This is a genomic window from Variovorax boronicumulans (assembly GCF_009811375.1).
Classification (GTDB): domain Bacteria; phylum Pseudomonadota; class Gammaproteobacteria; order Burkholderiales; family Burkholderiaceae_C; genus Variovorax; species Variovorax boronicumulans.
In genome coordinates this window covers 243019-261592 of record NZ_BKDH01000005.1, presented here as the reverse complement: position 1 = coordinate 261592, position 18574 = coordinate 243019, and the positions used below count along the sequence as shown (strand labels likewise).

The 18574-nt window shown below is 70.2% G+C and carries 18 protein-coding genes; 6 read left to right on the top strand and 12 right to left on the bottom strand.

Annotated features, from left to right (window positions below):
* Window positions 1-52: 52 nt before the first annotated feature.
* Window positions 53-667, bottom strand: coding sequence for an OmpA family protein (locus VHAB30_RS28475; protein WP_159279413.1), 615 nt, complete (start codon window positions 665-667; stop codon window positions 53-55).
* Between the two features lie 4 nt (window positions 668-671).
* Complete coding sequence (locus tag VHAB30_RS28470) at window positions 672-1157, bottom strand: FecR family protein (RefSeq protein WP_159279412.1); 486 nt, start codon at window positions 1155-1157, stop codon at window positions 672-674.
* 148 nt (window positions 1158-1305) lie between these two features.
* Between VHAB30_RS28470 and VHAB30_RS28465 the strand changes: the two genes are divergently transcribed.
* Window positions 1306-2220, top strand: coding sequence for a cation diffusion facilitator family transporter (locus VHAB30_RS28465; RefSeq protein WP_095746881.1), 915 nt, complete (start codon window positions 1306-1308; stop codon window positions 2218-2220).
* Window positions 2217-2660, top strand: coding sequence for a D-aminoacyl-tRNA deacylase (gene dtd, locus VHAB30_RS28460; protein ID WP_159279411.1), 444 nt, complete (start codon window positions 2217-2219; stop codon window positions 2658-2660). Before VHAB30_RS28465 ends, dtd begins: the two co-directional genes overlap by 4 nt.
* Here dtd and VHAB30_RS28455 read toward each other — a convergent pair.
* From VHAB30_RS28455 to VHAB30_RS28445, 3 genes are read right to left on the bottom strand one after another with little or no spacing between them, the layout of a single operon-like run.
* Entirely contained in the window at window positions 2632-3246 is a 615-nt protein-coding gene (locus VHAB30_RS28455) for a class I SAM-dependent methyltransferase (protein ID WP_159279410.1), read from the bottom strand. The two genes, dtd and VHAB30_RS28455, sit on opposite strands and share 29 nt — an antisense overlap.
* Before the next feature lie 15 nt (window positions 3247-3261).
* Window positions 3262-3729: an rRNA maturation RNase YbeY gene (gene ybeY / locus VHAB30_RS28450; RefSeq protein WP_159279409.1), complete on the bottom strand. Its 468-nt coding sequence runs from the start codon at window positions 3727-3729 to the stop codon at window positions 3262-3264.
* A 1-nt stretch (window position 3730) separates the two neighbouring features.
* Window positions 3731-4672, bottom strand: a complete 942-nt coding sequence (locus VHAB30_RS28445) for a PhoH family protein (protein WP_062479248.1) — start codon at window positions 4670-4672, stop codon at window positions 3731-3733.
* Window positions 4673-4840: 168 nt separating this feature from the next.
* On the opposite strand from VHAB30_RS28445, the gene ruvA reads away from it, so the two are divergent.
* From ruvA to VHAB30_RS28425, 4 genes are all read left to right on the top strand, one after another.
* A complete protein-coding gene (ruvA, locus tag VHAB30_RS28440) occupies window positions 4841-5413 on the top strand; it encodes a Holliday junction branch migration protein RuvA (RefSeq protein WP_056577514.1) in 573 nt (190 codons plus the stop codon).
* Window positions 5410-6306, top strand: a complete 897-nt coding sequence (locus tag VHAB30_RS28435) for a hypothetical protein (RefSeq protein ID WP_159279408.1) — start codon at window positions 5410-5412, stop codon at window positions 6304-6306. The genes ruvA and VHAB30_RS28435 overlap by 4 nt, the downstream gene beginning before the upstream one ends.
* A gap of 35 nt (window positions 6307-6341) precedes the next feature.
* Window positions 6342-7334 carry a helix-turn-helix domain-containing protein gene (locus VHAB30_RS28430; RefSeq protein WP_159279407.1) on the top strand — a complete coding sequence of 331 codons (993 nt, stop codon included), beginning with the start codon at window positions 6342-6344 and terminating at the stop codon, window positions 7332-7334.
* 124 nt (window positions 7335-7458) lie between these two features.
* On the top strand, window positions 7459-8865 hold the full coding sequence (locus tag VHAB30_RS28425; protein WP_216850757.1) for an aldehyde dehydrogenase family protein: 1407 nt from the start codon (window positions 7459-7461) through the stop codon (window positions 8863-8865).
* Between the two features lie 34 nt (window positions 8866-8899).
* On the opposite strand, the gene VHAB30_RS28420 is transcribed toward VHAB30_RS28425, so the two are convergent.
* The 7 genes from VHAB30_RS28420 to VHAB30_RS28390 all read right to left on the bottom strand — a co-directional run bounded on the left by VHAB30_RS28420 (window position 8900) and on the right by VHAB30_RS28390 (window position 18539).
* Window positions 8900-10051, bottom strand: coding sequence for a serine hydrolase domain-containing protein (locus tag VHAB30_RS28420; RefSeq protein WP_216850756.1), 1152 nt, complete (start codon window positions 10049-10051; stop codon window positions 8900-8902).
* A complete protein-coding gene (gene tynA, locus VHAB30_RS28415; RefSeq protein ID WP_159279406.1) occupies window positions 10048-12357 on the bottom strand; it encodes a primary-amine oxidase in 2310 nt (769 codons plus the stop codon). The genes VHAB30_RS28420 and tynA overlap by 4 nt, the downstream gene beginning before the upstream one ends.
* A gap of 69 nt (window positions 12358-12426) precedes the next feature.
* Window positions 12427-13389 carry a helix-turn-helix domain-containing protein gene (locus VHAB30_RS28410; RefSeq protein ID WP_159279405.1) on the bottom strand — a complete coding sequence of 321 codons (963 nt, stop codon included), beginning with the start codon at window positions 13387-13389 and terminating at the stop codon, window positions 12427-12429.
* 126 nt (window positions 13390-13515) lie between these two features.
* Complete coding sequence (locus VHAB30_RS28405) at window positions 13516-14475, bottom strand: Bug family tripartite tricarboxylate transporter substrate binding protein (protein WP_308789342.1); 960 nt, start codon at window positions 14473-14475, stop codon at window positions 13516-13518.
* Between the two features lie 61 nt (window positions 14476-14536).
* Window positions 14537-15811, bottom strand: coding sequence for an alkyl sulfatase dimerization domain-containing protein (locus tag VHAB30_RS28400; RefSeq protein ID WP_159279403.1), 1275 nt, complete (start codon window positions 15809-15811; stop codon window positions 14537-14539).
* A complete protein-coding gene (locus tag VHAB30_RS28395) occupies window positions 15808-17142 on the bottom strand; it encodes a DUF1254 domain-containing protein (RefSeq protein WP_159279402.1) in 1335 nt (444 codons plus the stop codon). Before VHAB30_RS28395 ends, VHAB30_RS28400 begins: the two co-directional genes overlap by 4 nt.
* Before the next feature lie 5 nt (window positions 17143-17147).
* Window positions 17148-18539, bottom strand: a complete 1392-nt coding sequence (locus VHAB30_RS28390; protein WP_159279401.1) for a DUF1254 domain-containing protein — start codon at window positions 18537-18539, stop codon at window positions 17148-17150.
* Window positions 18540-18574 lie beyond the last annotated feature (35 nt).

The window sequence follows — 18574 nt, the reverse complement described above, 5'->3', positions numbered from 1 at the left end:
CAAGAAAAAAAGGCCCCTCGGGGCCTTTTTCAATGGGGGCAGCGCGGCGGGGTCAGCGGACCTCGATGGTCACGCGCCGGTTGCGGGGCTCGTCCACCTCGTCGGCGGTCGGCACGGCCAGGTCGCGTTCGCCGCGGCCCACGGCCTCGATGCGGGCGGCCGGGAACTGGCGCTCCACGAAGAGCTGAGCCACTTCCTGTGCACGGCGACGCGACAGCTGGTCGTTCTGCTCGCCGGCGCCCTTGGTGTCGGTGTGGCCGGTCACCACGATGTCGCCGCCGCTGCGGGCCAGCGCGGCGGTCAATGCCTCGGTCATGATCTGCTGCGACGCCGCCGTCAGCGTGGTGGTGCCCACTTCGAAGAACACCGTGTAGCGCTGCGGAAGCGGCGGGCGCATGTCGAACAGGGGCTTGTTCTCGGCCTGGACCTTGGCCGCGTCGGCCTGGTCGACCACTGGTGCGCCGCTCGCGCCTACCGCGGCCGTGGCGCGCTGGTAGGGCTTGGAAAGAACTTCTTCACCGTCCTTGGCGCGCACCACCACGGCGGAGGGCGTGCCGTCAGCCTGGGGCAACAGCACCACGCGCGTGCCCGGCGAGGAGCAGGCGGCCAGGAGCAGGGCGACCGTGGTCGCGAGAAGAAGGGAGGAGCGGCGTAACAGTGTCTGCATCTTTTCAGGGTTGGCCGTCGGTCTGCACGATGAAGTCCGTGCCCCGAATGCCGATGGTGGCGGTCTGGGTTTCGACGCGCACGGCGTCGGGGTTGGTCTTGCCGATGAGGCCGGTGATCATGCGCATCGAGCCGCGCAGCAGCGACACCAGCATGCCGCCGTCGCGGGTGGTGCCGTCGAAGTGGAATTCCTTGAGGTCCATGCGCGAGGACGGGCCGACCATCAGCGTGGTGTTGTCGCGCAGCACGACGGCGGCGGAAGAGTCGGGGCCGGTCACGATGCGATCGACCGCGCCCAGCGCGTCGCCGGGGGCCGCGTTGCGCGTGGCGCCGGTGGCGTCGAGCAGCTGGACGCTGCCGCGCACCGATTTCACGAACCCGGCCTGCGGGGGCGTTGCCGGGGCTGCCGCAGCGGGTGCCTGGGCCTGGGCCAGGGTGGCGGCGCCGACGATGGCGAGCCCGAGGGCGGCGGTCAAAAATTTCTTCATCATTTGCCTCTCTGTGACTGATTGCTTCGCAATGAGCGCAAATATTAAGGCGAAGGCATTACATATGGTCACGCGGCTGATAATTCAGCCGATTCCTGCGACGTAATGCCCGCCCGCACAGGCCCTTTTTACCTGATCTTGTTCTTTCTGCATGACGTTGACCCCTAAAACGCTGCTTCGCGTCTCTGTCGCGGTGGCCCTGATCACCATCCTCCTGAAGGGATGGGCCGGCTACCTGACGAACTCGATGGGCCTGATTTCGGACGCCATGGAGTCGTGCGTCAACCTCGCCAGCGCCATGTTCGCGCTGGCCATGGTGACCATCGCCGAGCGCCCGGCCGACGAGGACCATCCCTATGGCCACCACAAGGCCGAGTACTTCTCGTCCGGCTTCGAGGGCCTGCTGATCGTGGCCGCCGCCGTCGCCATCCTGTGGGTGTCGGTGCTGCGGCTGCTGTCGCCGCAGCCGCTGGAGCAGCTGGGCTGGGGCCTGGCGCTGTCGGTGATCAGCTCGGGCTTCAACGCGGCGCTGGCGTTCGTGCTGTTCCGGGCGGCGCGCGCGCACCGCTCCATCGCGCTGGAGGCCGACGGGCGCCACCTGATGACCGACGTCTGGACCTCGGTCGGCGTGCTGGTCGGCATCGTGGCCGTGCATTTCAGCGGCTGGCTCTGGCTCGACCCGCTGATCGCCATCGGCGTGGCGCTCAACATCGTGCGCGAGGGCTTCAAGCTCGTGTGGCGCTCGTCGCAGGGCCTGATGGACGAGGCGCTCGATGCCGAGACGCTCGCCACCGTGCGCGCCACGCTCGACGCCTTCGCCGCCAACCATGCCGAGGGCGACCGGCTGCGCTTCGACGACATGGTGACGCGCGGTGCCGGCCAGCGCCGCTTTGCCGACCTGCACATGCACGTGCCCGGCGACTGGACCCTGCAGCGCGCCGCCAACCTGCGCGACGAACTGGAGCAGTCGCTCATGGACGCCGTGCCCGGCCTGCGTGTGACCATTCAACTGCTGCCGCTCACCATGGAAGCGCGCGCCACCCGACTCGAGGACCACCATTCATGAAAGCCGTGCTCCAGCGCGTCGCCCACGCCCGCGTCGACATCGCGGGCCAGACCGTCGGCGCCATCGAGGCCGGCCTGCTGGTGCTGCTGTGCGCCGAACGCGGCGACGCCGACAACGTGGCCGACCGCCTGCTCGCCAAGATCCTCAAGCTGCGCATCTTCTCGGACGAGGCCGGCAAGATGAACCGCAGCGTGCAGGACATCGGCGGCGGCCTGCTGGTCGTGAGCCAGTTCACGCTGGCCGCCGACGTGAGCGGCGGCAACCGCCCCAGCTTCACGCTCGCGGCGCCGCCCGACGAGGGCCGCCGGCTCTACGAGTACTTCGTGGCGCAGGCGCGCGGCGCGCACCCGGTGGTGGCGACGGGCGAATTCGGTGCCGACATGCAGGTGCACCTGCTGAACGACGGGCCCGTCACGATCCCGTTGCAGATGACGGCGTAGGCCGGATCACCGCTTCCCACGCCACCTTCGGCTCGTCGTAGCGCAGCACGCGCACCTCCTCGAGGTGCTGCAGCTGCCAGCCGTCGGCAAACAGCCGCTCGACCGCGGCGCGGTCGAAGAAGCGCTTGGGGACGCCGTCCACCGTGTAGAAAAAATCCTCGTCCCGCCCGCTGGCCGACGGGCCGCGCGCGCCGTGGTGCAGATCGTTGACTGAGTTGAGGCGGCACAGCAGCACGCCGCCGGGCCGCAGCACGCGGTGGATGCGCCGCACCAGCGCCAGCGTCTCGTCCCACGCGAAGTAGTGCAGCGACAGGCTCGCGAGCACGGCGCCGACCGTGGCGCCCTCCGCCAGCGGCCACGCGTCGCGGAAGTCACCGCAGTGGAACTCGGCGCCTGCGGGCACGCGTTGCCGCGCCTGCGCCAGCGCGTCGGACGACAGCTCGACCGCCACCACCCGCAAGCCGGCCTCGACCAGCGTGGCGGTGTCGCGACCGGCCGCGCAGCCCAGTTCGAGCACCGGCTCGTCGCCGGCACATTCGCGCAGCAGCGGCAGCCAGCGCGGCAACCAGGGATCGGTGTCCGACACTGACGCGGCCTCCGCTCAGCGCCCATACGGGCTGCGGATGCCCAGGCCCGCGAGGATCTCGATTTCGTACGCTTCCATCTCGTCCGCGTCGGCCTCGCTGGTCTCGTGGTCCCAGCCCTGCGCGTGCAGCGTGCCGTGCACCAGCAGGTGCGCGTAGTGCGCAGCGAGCGTCTTGCGGTTTTCCTTGGCCTCGCGCGCCACCACGGGCGCGCACAGCACCAGGTCGGCCATCACGACCGGGCCCTGCGCATAGTCGAAGGTGAGCACGTTGGTGGCGTAGTCCTTGCCGCGGAACTCGCGGTTCAGGCGCTGGCCCTCCTCGGCATCGACGATGCGCACGGTGATCTCGCCGTCGATGTCCAGCGCATGGCGAATCCAGCGGGTCACGCTGTGGCGCGGCAGCGCGGCGCGGTGGCGCTCCACGCCCTTGAAGCGCCCGAACTGCAGCGACAGCGACAGGGCTGGAAGCAAGGAGGCCGCCATGTCAGTGGCCTCCCGAGCGCTTGCGCTGCCCGTCGTAGGCATCGACGATCTTCGCCACCAGCGGGTGGCGCACCACGTCGGCGCTCGTGAAGTGCGTGGTCGCGATGCCGGCCACGCGCTTGAGCACGCGCTCGGCGTCGATCAGTCCGCTGAGCTGCTGCTTGGGCAGGTCGATCTGGCTCACGTCGCCCGTCACCACCGCCTTGGCACCGAAGCCGATGCGCGTGAGGAACATCTTCATCTGCTCCACCGAGGTGTTCTGCGCTTCGTCGAGGATCACGAAGGCGTTGTTCAGCGTGCGTCCGCGCATGAAGGCCAGCGGCGCAATCTCGAGCACGTTGCGTTCGAAGGCCTTCTGCACCTTCTCGTAGCCCATGAGGTCGTACAGCGCGTCGTACAGCGGGCGCAGGTAGGGGTCGACCTTCTGCGTCAGGTCGCCCGGCAGGAAGCCCAGCCGCTCGCCGGCTTCCACGGCCGGGCGCGTGAGCACGATGCGCTGCACCGCCGCGCGTTCCAGCGCATCGACCGCGCAGGCCACCGCCAGGTAGGTCTTGCCGGTGCCGGCCGGGCCGATGCCGAAGGTGATGTCGTGCTTGGCGATGTTGTCCAGGTACAGCGCCTGCGTGGGCGTGCGCGCGCGCAGGTCGGCGCGGCGGGTGACGAGCATGGCCGCGTCTTCGTCACTCATCGAGCCGTCGCCGGCCAGCGTGAGCTGCACCACGGCCGGGTCGATGGCGCGCTGGGCGATCTCGTACAGCGCCTGCAGCACCTCCATGGCGCGCTGCGCCGGGGCCTTGGGGCCGTCGACCTTGAACTGCTCGTGGCGGTGCGCGATCTTCACGCCCAGGGCGTCCTCGATGCGGCGCAGGTGCGCATCCAGCGGGCCGCACAGGTGGCCGAGGCGCGAATTGTTCAGGGGGGTAAAGGTGTGTCGCAGAATCACGCGGTATCCATTTCCATCTAATTGGCAGCCCATGCAAGACCAGCCACGCTCGAAAAAACGCAATCCAAGGCGGGTAACACCGCGGAACCGGCTTTGCCGGGCCGCCGGTGTTGCCCCCTTGAGGGGGGAAGCGGCTACACGAAGTGAGCAAGCAACGGGGGGGAGCCAATGATAGGCAAACTGACCGGCACGCTCGCAGAGCGCAACCCCCCGCAGGTGGTGGTGGACTGCAACGGCGTCGGCTACGAGGTCGACGTGCCGATGAGCACGTTCTACAACCTGCCCAACGTCGGCGCGAAGGTGTCGCTGCTCACGCACTTCGTCGTGCGCGAGGACGCGCAGATTCTCTACGGCTTCGGCACCGCCGAGGAGCGGGCGGCCTTCCGCCAGCTCATCAAGATCACCGGCGTGGGCCCGCGCACCGCGCTGGGCCTGCTCTCGGGCATGAGCGTGGGCGAGCTGGCGCAGGCCATCACCACGCAGGAGCTGGGCCGGCTCGTGAAGATCCCGGGCATCGGCAAGAAGACCGCCGAGCGGCTGCTGCTGGAACTCAAGGGCAAGCTGGGCGCCGACATCGGCCTGCCGGCGCATGCCGCGTCCGACGCGCAGGCCGACATCCTGCAGGCGCTGGTGGCGCTGGGCTACAGCGACAAGGAAGCCGCGCTCGCGCTGAAGGCGCTGCCGAAGGACGCGAGCGTGAGCGACGGCATCAAGATGGCGCTGAAAGCCCTGGCGAAGTGAGTTGGCGCGAGGCGTGGTCGCGCGCGCAGGCGCTGCGCCACGATTCGACCGAGACCGACGCGGTGCTGATGCACACGGCCATGGCCTTGTCGGTGCCGATCATCTGGCTCTACGGCTTTGCGGGCGTGGCCTACGGCCAGCTGCCGATGCTGACGCCGGCCGGCTTCGTCGACATGCCGGGCGTCTGTGCATGGCTCACGGCGGTCATGGCCTTCGCGGTCGGCGCCCTGTTCATCGACTGGCTGGTGCGCGGTGACCTGGCACCGCCGCCGGTGCCGACGTCGATCGTCGTGCGGCACTGGCAGTCGGGCTGGCCCCGGTCGCCGGCGTTGCCGCCCGAGCCGTTGCCCGGCTTCCTGCAGGGCAGCGCGTCCCCGTTTCGCAGCGTGTGCCTGCTTGTCGCGGCCGTGGCCTGCGTGTCGGCGCTGGTGTTCAGCGGCCTCGACACGCTGGGCTGGTCGGTCGTCGCGCGGCCGGGTGGGTTGGCGCCGCGCGCCGAGTGGCCGCTGTACCCGCTGCCGTGGATCTGGCCCTGGCTGCTGCCGCTCGCGCGCCAGCCCTTCGCGCTCGGCACCGTCGCGGTCGGCGCGGTGCTGCTCGTCGCGGCGATCTTCATGCGCTGGCGCCGGATGCGCGGCGCGTGGTTTCCGTTCTTCACGGCGCTGCCGATCCTCGTGACGCCGCATTTCCTGGGCGCCGCGGGCTTCGACTACGCCGCTGCGCGCGGGCTCGGCGGATTGAACGAACCCGCACTGGCGAGTGCGCTCGCGCAGCATCCGGGGCGCTACAACGTCTACACTTTCCTGAGCCTGTGGGGCGGCATCGGTGCCGGCACGGTCGGCCTGGTGCTCGGCTTCTGGTTCGGCCGCTCACGGGTCATGGACGAGGACTGAGCGCTGGCCCGGCGCCCTGCAAGGAGACACCCTCTGTGAGCGCTTCTTTCTTCGATTCGCCCGCGCACCTGAGCGGCGGCCCGCTGACGCCGCGGATGCGCGCCGAGATGCCGTTCGAGCTCGTCGGCCCGCGCCTGCAGGCTGTGTGCGGCAACTTCACCCCCGTGCCCATGCCGTGCCAGCAGACCGTCTCGGGCGGCATCGAGGTGCGGCGCGCCGGCGGTGTCGACGTGGCGCTCATCGGCCAGAACCTGCAGCGCGTGCACCGCGACGCGCAGGCCATCCGGCGCGACGACCGCGAGCATTTCTTCCTCGTGTTCCAGGACCACGGCGGCGCGCTCATGTGCCAGGGCGCGCAGCAGATCGCGGTGCAGGCCGGCGACATCGTGCTGATCGATTCGGCGCGGCCCTCGGAGTTCGTCTACGACGGCGCCAGCTCGCAGCAGGTGTCGGTGCACCTGCCGCGCGCCGACATGCTCGCGCGCTTCGGCCCCACGCTGCAGGGCGGCGTGTGCGTGCGGCGCGGCGACGCGCTGGGCTTCGCGATGCGCGCCATCCTCGCGCGCCTGCTCGACAGCGGGCAGTCCGACGACGCGCACCTGGTCGAGGCCTTTCTCGGCGTGTTCGGCTCGGTGCTGGTCGAGCGCGCGCGGCAGGCGCCGGCGCTGCTGTCGCGCAACGCCGGCGAGGGCGTGCTGCGCCGCGCGATGGACCACGTGGCGCTGCAGTTCCACGACCCGGCCTTCCACGCGGGCGAACTGGCGCGGCACCTGGGGGTGTCGCCGCGGCTGCTGCAACGCGCCTTCGAGGCCTTGGGCGTTTCGCCGAGCCGCCACATCCTCGACACCCGGCTGGCGGCGGCGCGCGCCGCGCTCGATGCGGCGGCCCGGCAGGGCGGCCCCGCGCCGGCCATCGCGGTGGTCGCCTACGACTGCGGCTTCAACGACCTGTCGTTCTTCTACCGCGAGTTCCGCAAGCGCTACGGCGTGCCGCCGGGGCGCCTGGCACTTGGACCCCTGACGCACTGACTGACGCCTGAGTCCATTCGCTGACGCCTGGCTCCAAGACGCCGGCCCCTGCTTTTCCTACAGTGACCCGGCGCGCCCGCCCTGCGGCGGCGCGCGCCAGCGTCAACCCAACCAGGACAAAGCAATGCAAGAGACAAGAATGACGATCGGCGGTCGCGCGGTGCCAGGCACGGCTTCCTTCGAAGTGCGCAACCCCGCCAACGGGCAGGTGATCGGCACCGCGCCGAACGGTTCGCGCGACGACCTCGCCGCCGCCGTGGCCGCCGCGCAGAAAGCCTTCACGAGCTGGTCGCGCAAGTCCGACGACGAACTGGCCGCCGCCTGCCGCGCCGTGACCGAGAAGATCGGCGCGCACGCCGAAGAGCTGGCGCGCCTGCTCACGCTGGAGCAGGGCAAGCCGCTCAATGGCCTGGGTTCGCGCTGGGAGCTGGGCGGCGCCGCGGCCTGGGCCGGCGCCACCGCGGCGCTGTCGCTGCCGCCGCGCGTGCTGCAGGACAACGCGCAGGGCCACGTCGAGATCTTCCGCAAGCCCGTGGGCGTGGTCGGCTCGATCACGCCGTGGAACTTCCCCGTGCTGATCGCCGTGTGGCACGTGCTGCCGGCGCTGCGCACGGGCAACACGGTCGTCATCAAGCCTTCGCCCTACACGCCGCTGGCCACGCTGCGCTTTGTGGAGCTGCTCAATGAGGTGCTGCCCGAAGGCGTGGTCAACAGCGTGAGCTGCGATGACCGCACGTCGAACCTCGGTGCCGACATGGCGAGCGACCCGGTCATCCGCAAGATCGTGTTCACCGGCTCCTGCGCCACCGGCAAGAAGGTGATGCAGTCGGCCGCCAGCACCATGAAGCGGCTCACGCTCGAGCTCGGCGGCAACGACGCCGGCATCGTGCTGCCCGACGCCGACCCCAAGGCCATCGCCGAAGGCCTGTTCTGGGGCGCGTTCCTCAACAACGGCCAGACCTGCGCGGCCATGAAGCGGCTGTACGTGCACGCCAGCATCCACGACGAGGTGTGCGAGCACCTCGCGGCCTTTGCCAAGCAGGTGCCGATGGGCGACGGCATGGACGAGAAGAACGTGCTCGGCCCGGTGCAGAACCGCATGCAGTTCGACAAGGTCGCGCGGCTCGTGGCCGACGCGAAAAAGAAGGGCCAGGTGCTCACGGGCGGCGAACCGGGCGAGGGCCTGTTCTTCCCCGCGACGATCGTTGCGGGCCTGAAGAACGGCGATGCGCTGGTCGATGAAGAGCAGTTCGGACCCGCGCTGCCCATCATCCGCTACACCGACGTCGAAGAGGCCATCCGCGCCGCCAACGACAGCGAGAACGGCCTCGGCGGTTCCGTGTGGTCCAAGGACATCGAGCACGCCAAGCGCATCGCCTCGCGCCTAGAGTGCGGCTCGGTGTGGATCAACAAGCACGGCGCCATCCAGCCCAACGCGCCCTTCGGCGGCGTGAAGGGCTCGGGGCTCGGCGTGGAGTTCGCGGAAGAAGGGCTGAAGGAGTACACCGACGCGCAGGTGATCTTCTCCTGACGCGTTGCAGAGCGTGGCGCGCGCCACGCTCTGTTCAGGTGCGCAGCGCGGCGGTCAGTGCGCCGAGCAGCGCATCGGTCTCGACCAGGCTCGGTGGATGGATCGGCGCCGGCCACGTGCTGTGGATCGCGACCACGAGCCGTTCCTTCGGATGGATGTAGACCTGCTGGCCGAAGATGCCGAGCGCAGCGAACAGGCCGCCGTCGAGCTCGGGCAGTGCCTTCGCGCCGGTCGGGAAGGTCCACCACTGGTAGCCGTACCCCATCGGTTCGAAGCCCGCGAGCGTGCCGGGCGCGAGGTGGCTGGTTGCATCGACGCGCGTGGCGTCGGCCACCCAGCCGTCGGGCAGCACCTTGTGGCCGCCGGCCACGCCGCCGCCGAGCACGAACAGGCCGAAGCGCCCGAAGTCGCGCAGCGTGGCGTTCACGCCGCTGCCGGTGAACTCCTGGCCATCGACCGCATCGAGCTGCCAGTAGGCATCGGCCTCCATGCCGAAGGGCGCCCAGATCTTTTGCGAGAGGTAGTCGCTGATCGGCCGGCGGATCGCGCTGGCCAGGATCTCGCCGACCAGGCAGGTCTCGCCGGTGCTGTAGTTGAAGTGCGTGCCCGCCGGCGCCACGCGCGGGCGCTGTGCCATGAACGCCAGCACCGCGCCCTTTTCGCGCGTGAGCTGCACGCGCATCAGCTGGCGCCTGTCGGAGTCGGCATCGAGGTAGTCCTCGTTCCAGGCCACGCCCGAGCTCATCTGCAGCACCTGCTTCACCGTCACGTCGTCGTAGGCCGAGCCACTCAATGCGGGCAGGTAGCGCACGACCGGGTCGTCGAGGCTGGCGATGTGGCCATCTTTCACGGCCGCGCCGACCAGCGTGGAGGTCAGCGATTTCGCGACCGAGAACGACAGCCACTTCGTCGCCGCGTCGTTGCCCATGGCGTAGCGCTCGAGCACGACGTGCCCGTCTTTGATCACCAGCAGGCCGGCCGTGTGGTTGCGCGCCATGAACGCGTCGATGCCGAAGCGCTGCGCATCGACCGGTGTGCCCTGGGGCAGCGGATGCACCTGCGTGCCGCGCCGGATCGCGCGCGTCGCATAGAGCCGGTCCATCTGGCGGTAGGTCGGCGCCTGCAGCGCGGGCGCCAGCGTCATCAGGTCTTCGTAGCGGCCGATGGCCTCGTCGGACGTGCTCATTTCGCAGCGGGCCGGTTCAGCCCCAGCGTCGGCGTCTCGTCGAAGAAGTTCCAGGGCTTGAGCAGCGCATGCACCCACTCGGTGGGCATGATCGGCCACTCCTCGGCGCGCGCGACGTGCGTGGTGCCGGTGGTGAGCCACACCACGTTGTCGGTGTTCACGATCTCCTGGTTGTCGGCCGTGAACTGGCCCAGGCCCGTGTCCTTGTTGGAGCGGTTCGGGTACTTGCCTTCGGGGAACAGCTCTTCGGGGTCGTAGCGCGTCACCCAGAGCTGGCGGTCCATGAAGCTCAGGCGGTGGTTGATCCACTCGTCCTTCGCGAAGTTCGCGCCCTTGGCAATGGGGTGCGTGCCGCCCGCGTACGGCACGAGCTGGTAGGACACCGGGTTGCCGACCTTGTTGTTCTTCGCCGGGTTGCTCAGCAGGCGGATGGTCGAGGGGTCGAACTTCTGCGCCGCCTGCTGCTCGGTGCGCACCGTGCGCTGCACCGTCTGCATGGTGCTGGTGCGCGGGCCGCCGCGCGTGTTGGGCAGCACCACCGGGTCGACTTCGGTGAGCGTGTTCTGCTCGCCGTCCACATCGAGGTCGAGGCGGAAGTTGTAGATGTGCTGGTGCGTGGTGCCGACGATGTGGTGGTCCAGCAGCGTGCCGTAGCGCGTGTCCTCGGCGGCCGTGGGGTCCTGCATGGTGCGCGACTTCACGCCCTTCACGGCCTCGATGCCGGTGGCGCCGGCGTGGATGCCGATGGTGCCGTTCTCGGCGAACACCCAGTCGAACAGGTAGTCGTAGTTGCCCACCGTGCTGATCCAGCGCACCACCAGCTCGCGCCGCTCGGTGCTGATGTTGGGCTTGCCCATTTCCTGGTGCTTGAACTCGGGGTCGGCATAGCGCTCGAAGACGGCGATGGCGCGCGGCACCTTGGTGGGTGCGCCGGTGTAGTCGGCCAGCGTGGCGTCCAGCAGCACGGCGTTCTGCGGCGCGTCCTTGTTGGGCTCGATGGGCGAGGTGAGCGTGCCCATGCCGTACTCGCCCGAGTCGAGGTATGCCTTGAAGTACCAGCCGGTGTCGGGGTCGCCGTAGGGCACGATCATGCCGCCCAGCGAGCCTTCGTACATCACCTTGCGCTTCGTGCCCTTGTCGTTGTAGGTGACGGTGGACAGCACCAGGCCCACGCGCGAGTCGAGCCGCACGTGGAAGTCCCAGTTGCGCCAGTGCATCGTGTGGCCGGTGATCGTGTAGTTCTTGCCCTCGGGCTCGGTGATCTCCAGCGGCTTGGGCGCGGGCGTGGCCGCGCGGTCGCGCCCGTCGTAGGGCGTGGGCTTGAGCGGCACGGGCACCAGGCCGCCGTCCTCGATCTTGATGACCTTCTTCTGCTCCAGGTCGACCACCGCCACCAGGCCCTCGATGGGGTGGGCCCAGTAGTTGCCGTCGCCCACGTCCAGGTAGCTCACCACCTTCAGCAGGCGGTCTTCCTGGCGCAGCGAATCCTTGCCGTCGAAGTAGCCCACGGTGAGCGGCGTGGCGACCACCTTCTTCACGTCGGCGATGCCGCGCGTGGCGAGGGCCTTGGCGTAGTCGGGGCTGGCCTCGATGGCGCTCTGCACGCTGGCGAAGTCGTCCAGCAGCACCATGCCGTGCGCGCCCTCGATGGGCTTCCACGCGGTGAGCGTGCGCGCCGCGAGGTCGACCGTGCCCTCGATGACCTTCTTGCCGTCCAGCGCCACGAAGGCCGCCTGGCGCGGCGCGCGCACGGGCTGGCCGGTGAGCGCGAAGTTCCAGACCTCGTCCTTGGGCGGGCGTTTCACGCTGATCTCGGTGAAGCGCAGGCCGGCCTTGTGGCGCCCCGAGGCCTTCAGCACCTCGAGCGTGGCCTGGATCTCGGCCTCGGTGAGCGGGTTCAGCGGGTTGGGCACGCGCTCGACCACGAAGGTCTTGTCCAGGCTGGACTGGAACACCTGGTTCACGAAGTCGTGCGGCACGTAGGCCGCGCCCTTGCGCATGACCACGGGCACGTCGAGTTGCATCGGCTGGCCGTTGACCAGCGCCGTCTTCGAGCCGGGCTTCAGGCGCACCAGCGTGCCATTGCGCGCCACGGTGAACACGTTGGCAAAGCTGTCCCAGCGCAGCGTGCCGCCGAAGTCTTCCACCGTTTTCTTCAGCGGCACCATGTGGGCCGCGCCGCCGTGGGCCCGGGCCGGCTCAATGCTCAGGGTGCCGAGGGCGAGCGCCAGGGCAGAGGCCAGGGCGGTGCCCAGGAGACGCCGTGCGGCGCCGCGGCCGGGCGTTCGGTGGTAGCTGCTGCGCATGGCTGCATCCTTCTTCGCGTGTTGTGGTGGACAACCGCGAAGGTAAGAGCGCCGCCGGCGCGGGCGTTATCAAGATTTGGCAAACCACCGCGCGCGCGTGGCGGACGGCAGCTCGCCGAACAGGCGCGCGTAGTCGATGGCAAAGCGCGACAGGTGCCAGAAGCCCCAGCGCGCGGCGATGTCGCCGATGGTGTCGTCGCGGCAGGCCTGCATCTCGCAGCGCACGCGGTTCAGGCGCATCACGCGCAGGTAGGTGACGGGGCTCAGGTGCAGCACGTCCTCGAAGGCGTACTGCAGCGAGCGGCGCGACACGCCCGTGGCCGCGCACAGGTCGGGCACGCTGATGGGCTCGTCGGCGTGCGCCTGCATGTACTCGCGCGCCTTGGCCACGATGTGGCGGCGCGCCGCCGAACTGGCGGGCAGCCGGGCCTCGAAGGCCTTCGAGCCCATGCACTGCAGCACCGCGTCGGCCAGCGACAGCGACAGCATGTGGCGCGCGGCCGGCTGCTCCAGCTGCGCGAGGTTGTCGCGCGCCAGCGACAGGGCGGCGCCCAGCAGGCGGGTGAAGGCGGTTTCGTCGAAACCGGGGTGCTGCACCGGCGCGGGCGCCGGCATGCGCAGCGCGAAGTCGGGGCCGAACAGGGTGGTGGCCAGCTTCGCCAGCGGTTCGGTGTCGACGCACACGGCCATCAGGTCCATGCCGGCGCCGGCCAGCAGCTCGAACTCGCGCTGCGGCGACAGCGCGATGAGCCGCCGCCCGTCGAGATCGTGGCCGCAGTACCAGCTGCCCGGGGCCGTCACGTCGATCACGGCCAGGCACAGGGCGCCCGGGCGGCCGTGGCCGTGCTGCAGCACCGTCTGGTTGGCGTGTTCGTGGAACACCTGCACGAAATCCAGGTGCAGGTCTTCGGACAGCCCCTCGAAGCGGCCGTTCGACAGCTGCTCGTAGTGCTGCTTCCAGGTGCCCACGCCCGAGGCTTGGGCCTGGGCTTCGGCGGTGAGTTGTCGGCTGAAATGAAGAAGCTCGGTCATGGTGCGCGCTGGCGCAGTTGCCATCGCCCCACCGATGAGCAGAAACCGTGCCTGTCACGGCGCAGTGTGTGGGAAGCGCCGCCGGCCGACCATGTTGCTTACCCTTGGTCGGGGTCGCTCAGGCGTTCATTCGAGCGTCAGGCCGATGTCCTTCACCAGCGCGCCCCAGTTCCGCAGGTCGCTGCGGATGGTGGCGGTGAACTGCTCGGGCGTGTTCTGCGGCAGGTCGTTGAAGTTCAGCTCGTACATGCGGCGCACCACCGCGGGGTCGCGCAGCACCTGGTTCACGGCCTCGTTGAGCTTCTTCACGACGGCGGGCGGCGTCTTGGCCGGCGCCAGCAGGCCGTACCAGGCGTAGGTGGTGAAGGGGTAGCCGCTCTCGGTCATGGTCGGCACGTCGGGCAGCATCGGGATGCGCGAGGGGCCGCTGTTGGCCAGCGCGCGGATGCGCCCGGCGCGCACGATCTCCACGGTCGAGGAGATGTCGGCGAAGGCCGCATCGACCTGGCCGCCCACGAGGTCCTGCACGCAGGGGCCGCTGCCCTTGTAGGGCACGTGCGTCATCACGAGGCCGGCCTGCTTCTTCAGGCTTTCCATCGCCAGGTGGCCGCCCGAGCCGTTGCCCCACGAGCAGTAGCTGAGCTTGTCGGGGCGCGCCTTGGCGTAGGCGACGAACTCCTGGATCGTCTTCACCGGCAGGTCCTTGCGCACCAGCAGCAGGTTGCCGCCGCGCCCGACCTGCGCGATCGGCATGAAGTCCTTCAGCGGGTCGTAGGGCAGCTTCTTGTAGAGGCTGGGGTTCACCACCATCGTCGCGGCGTAGGTGAACAGCAGCCGGTAGCCGTCGGGCGTGGAACGCGCCACCACCTCGCTGCCGAGGATGCCGTTGGCGCCCGGGCGGTTGTCGACCACGAAGGGCTGTTTCAGGATCTTGCCGAGGCCGTCGCCGATGATCCGCGCGATGGTGTCGGTGCCGCCTGCGGCCGCGGTGGGCACCACCAGCGTCACGGGCTTGTCGGGGTAGCTGTCGGCCTGTTGTGCGTGGCTGGCCGTTGCCAGTGCGGCCAGGGAACAGGCGGCGAGCATGCGCAGGCCGAAGCGGAATGGTGTTGTCGTTGTCATGGTCCGTGTCTCCGATGGAAAGGCCTCAGCGGATGCCGAAGCGCGCCTGCGTGCCTTGTTCGATCATGTCCGCGCCCACGCGATACAGGTTGCGCGAGACGTAACTGGGCACTTCGCGTGCCCGCTCACGCAGCCATTCGGCCTTGAGCGAGCGCGCCTCGGCGATCTCCAGCGCATCGCCCTCGGCGGTGGCCAGCAGGTCGATCACGTGCAGCGCGAGCTGCCACTGCTTGCCCGCCGCCAGCGCACGTGCCTGGTCGATCACGCCGCGCTTGTCGGTGATGGCGTCGGCCACCGCGCGGCCGATGGCCTCGGGCGCGGCCGGGTGCAGCGAGGTCGGGTTGCGGTCCCACCAGCCGTTCTCCGAGCGGTAGATGTCGCGCACGATGTAGCCCGGGTCGCCGTAGGTGGGTTTCATCCACTCGACCGCGAACAGCTCGTCGGGAAAGCGGATGCGCGCCAGGATGTCGCGCTCGTTGAGCCCCTCGTTCATGAGCCGCACCACCTCGGCGCGCACCCAGCGCAGCGCACGGGCCGTGTGCAGGAGCACGTGCTGCACCTGGTCTTCGCCCTCGAGCGTGGCGCCGAATTCGCGCACCGCCTTGCGCGGCTTCAACGCCGCCAGCGCCTCCAGTGTGTCGGCCCAGCGCACCGTGTCGCGCATCGTGCGAAAGGGCGTGCCGATGTTGGGAATGGAGTCGATCAGCGCCGCGCCGCCGTACAGCACGCGCTGCGCCGGGCTCCACAGCGCGATCGCGTCGTCGGTTTCCGAGGGCGCCCAGCGCAGCTCGATGCGGCGCTCGCCGCTGCCGATCTGCAGCACGTCGTCGAAGGTCTCGGTGGGCGGGTGCGTCACCAGCCGGTGGTCGAAGAAGCCGGCGGGGCGGTTGAACTGGATCTCGGCCATGCGGTGCTGCAGGGCCAGCGTCTCGCGGTAGCGCGCCAGGCGGCGCGGCACGTTGCGGTGCGCAATGATGCGCGGCGGCGCATCGCCGCGCGCGGCGGCATGGGCCAGCCACATCGGCACGCCGGCGTTGTAGCCGATGTGGCCGTGGCTGAAGCACAGCGCATGCACCGGCGCGTCGCTGAGCTGGCGCAGCGCGTCGATCATGCCCTGCGTCACCGAGCCGCCCGGGCCGGCGTCGATCACGACCAGGCCCACGTTGGTCTCGGCCACGAACGATTGGCCCTGCCCGCGCAGGATGTGCAGGCCCGGCGCGACGGTCTCGGTGCCGGTGCCGACGATGAGGAAGGGCTTTTCTTCTTCCGTGGCTTTGGGTTTTTCAGCGGTGGCGCTCATGCGGAATCCTTGGTGACGGTGAGGGGCGGCAGCGGGTAGCGGCCGTCGAGCAGTTCGGCGCGCGGCACGTAGGCGCGCAGGCACAGGTAGAAGCTGCCCTCGGGCGCCGGCAGCCAGTTGGCGAATGCGGCCTCGCTGTCGGGGCGCGCGTGCTGGATGTGCAGCGTGAGCCCGCCGTCCGCATCGCGCTGCAGCCCCGGCGTGCGGTCGCCGATGGCGTAGCGGTCGATGGGGTTGTCGACCAGCATGTAGTCGCGCGTGTCGTACATCGTGAGCGACCAGAAGGCGTCGACCGGCGGCAGTGCGTCGGGCGCGAAGCGCAGCGTGTAGCGGCGCTGGCCGGTGAGCGGTTCGCCTGCGGCGTCGTGCCAGGCCATCGGGTAGGTGGCCTCGCGGCTTTCGAGCATGCCGATGTACTTGAGCGCGATCAGCGCGCGCGCCAGGTGGTCGTCACCAAAGCTTCCTTCCACCAGCGGCATCTGCACCCAGCCCGAGGCCGTGGTGCGGCCCGACTGCGCCTCGCGCAGCCGTGGCAGCACGGTGTCGAGTGCTGCCTGCAGCGCGGCGCGCTGACTGTCGTCGAGCGCGCCCGCATCGGGCCCGATGCCGAGCGATGCATAGCGCGCGAGCCGCGCGGCATCACCAGCCGGCGGTGCGTTGTCGCGCAGCGCCGCATTCACCTGCGCGGCGAAGTGCGCGGCCGTGAGCGGCGCCTTCGGGTCGCAGGCCGGGTCGAAGGCGCGCGGTGCCGAGCGGCGGCCGGCCTCCCAGTCGGCCAGCGTGCGCACGAGAAAACCGTCCTGCAGCGCGTTGACGGCGGGCACGTCCTGCGGGCCGTCGACCAGCAGGCGCCCGATGATCCACAGCCAGCGCGTGGGCGCCTCGATGCGCGCGCCCGGCGCGTCGAAGGCCGCGGGCAGCGTGCCGCGCCATCCCGGCGGCGTGACCACGAAGGCGCGCGCCGCCGTGCCCGTGAGGCGCTGGCCCAGGTGGGCGAAGGGGTTGGTGAAGAAGTCGAGCAGGCCCAGCACGTAGTAGCGCCCGGCCGTGTCGGGCACGTCGATCACGAGCGGGCCCTCGCCCAGGTCGAGCCAGGCGTTGGTGTAGAGCGTGTCGTTGTTCGGCGTGACGACGCGGCTCTTGCCCGCGCCCAGCAGCTGGCGCGCGTGCGTGAACACGTTGCACCAGCGCAGCGGCTTGGGCGCCTCGCCGGCGGCGTCGGTGCGCTGCGGCGAGGTGGCCGCGCGCATGCGGCACATCTCGTACAGCGGGTAGGCGTAGACCACGGCCTCTTCGGCCAGGGCGTGAAGGGAGTCGGTGTGCGGCTGCATCGTGCTCAGCCCTGTTGTGCCTGCAGCGCCGGGATGCGCCAGCCCTGCACGCCTTCGCGCGGGTAGTACATGCGCAGGATCAGGTAGAAGCGCCCGGCCGGCGCGGGCAGCCAGTTGGCGGCATCGGCGGGGCGTGCGTGGCTCACCACCAGCTCCAGGCTGCCGTCGGCGTTGCGCTTCAGCCCGGGCGTGCGGTCGCCGATGGCGTGGCGGCGGATGTCGTTGGGGTAGAGAAAGCGGTCGCTGTCGTACAGCGTGACCGACCAGAAGGCGTCGGCGGGCGGCAGATCGCCGGCCTCGAAGCGCATCGTGTAGCGGCGCTGGCCGTCCAGCGGCTCCTGGGTCGCGTCGTGGTGCGCGGCGGCGTACACCGCCTCGCTGGTGGCCAGCGCGCCCAGGCCCAGGTAGGCGGTGCGCGCGCGGCCGAGGAACTCGTTGCCGTAGCGGCCGGTGGCCGGCGTCATCGACCAGGGCTTGGGCCGGCGGTTGCGGCCCACCGCCCCCACCAGCTGCACGCCCTCGGCGAAGCCTTCGATCAGGCCTTCGCGCAGCGGTGCCTCCAGCGCGTCCCACGAGAACGCGGCGTTGGCCAGCAGCCCGCCCTGGCCGAACCACGCGACGAGGCCGCGGTCTTCCACGCGGCCCGGCGCCTCGGCCAGCGCGTGGCACACGTTGGTGAAGAAGCGCGGCGCCACCTGCGCGGCCGGCTCGCCGTGCTCGAAGGCGGCGGCCATGGCGTCCTCGTGCGGACCGGCCCACTGTTCGATGGCGGATGGACGGCCTTGCAGCACGGTGCCGGGCGCGGGCTTCAGTTGGATCTCCGACTGCAGCGCGCGCGCCGCCGGCCAGTCGCTCTCGTCGCCCACCAGGATGCGGCCGATGAGCCAGACCAGGTCGGTCGGGCAGCGCACCACGCGGTGGGCGGCTGCGAGCGATTCCGGCACCGTGCCGCCGGGGCCCACGAGCACCACGGTCTCGCCCTCGGGGTTGCAGTTGCGCGGGCCCAGGTTCTCGAAGTTCTCGGTGTAGGCGTCGTACAGCGGCAGCACGAAGTAGCGCCCCGGGTGGCGCGCCGACGCGGGCACGGTGAGCAGCATCGGCCCGTGCGCCAGGTGCAGCCAGGCCATGGTGTAGAGCAGGTCGTTGGCGGGCGTGACCACGTCGCGGTCTTCGTGGGTGGACGGGCGCGGCGCGTGGTGCAGCGTGTTCAGCGGCGCGCGCACGTCGGAGCCGGCCGAGGCGCCGCTGCGGCGTTCGGCGCGTGGCGCAGTCTGCATGGCGCAGGTGCGGTAGGTCTCGGTGAGCGGATAGCCGTAGACGAAGGCGGCCAGGCCGATGGAACGGGCGAGCGCCTTGCGGGCGGCGGCGATGTCGGGCACGGGAGCGGGAGCGTTCATGGGAAAGACCTCGGGGTTCGAAAAAAGGGGAGGGG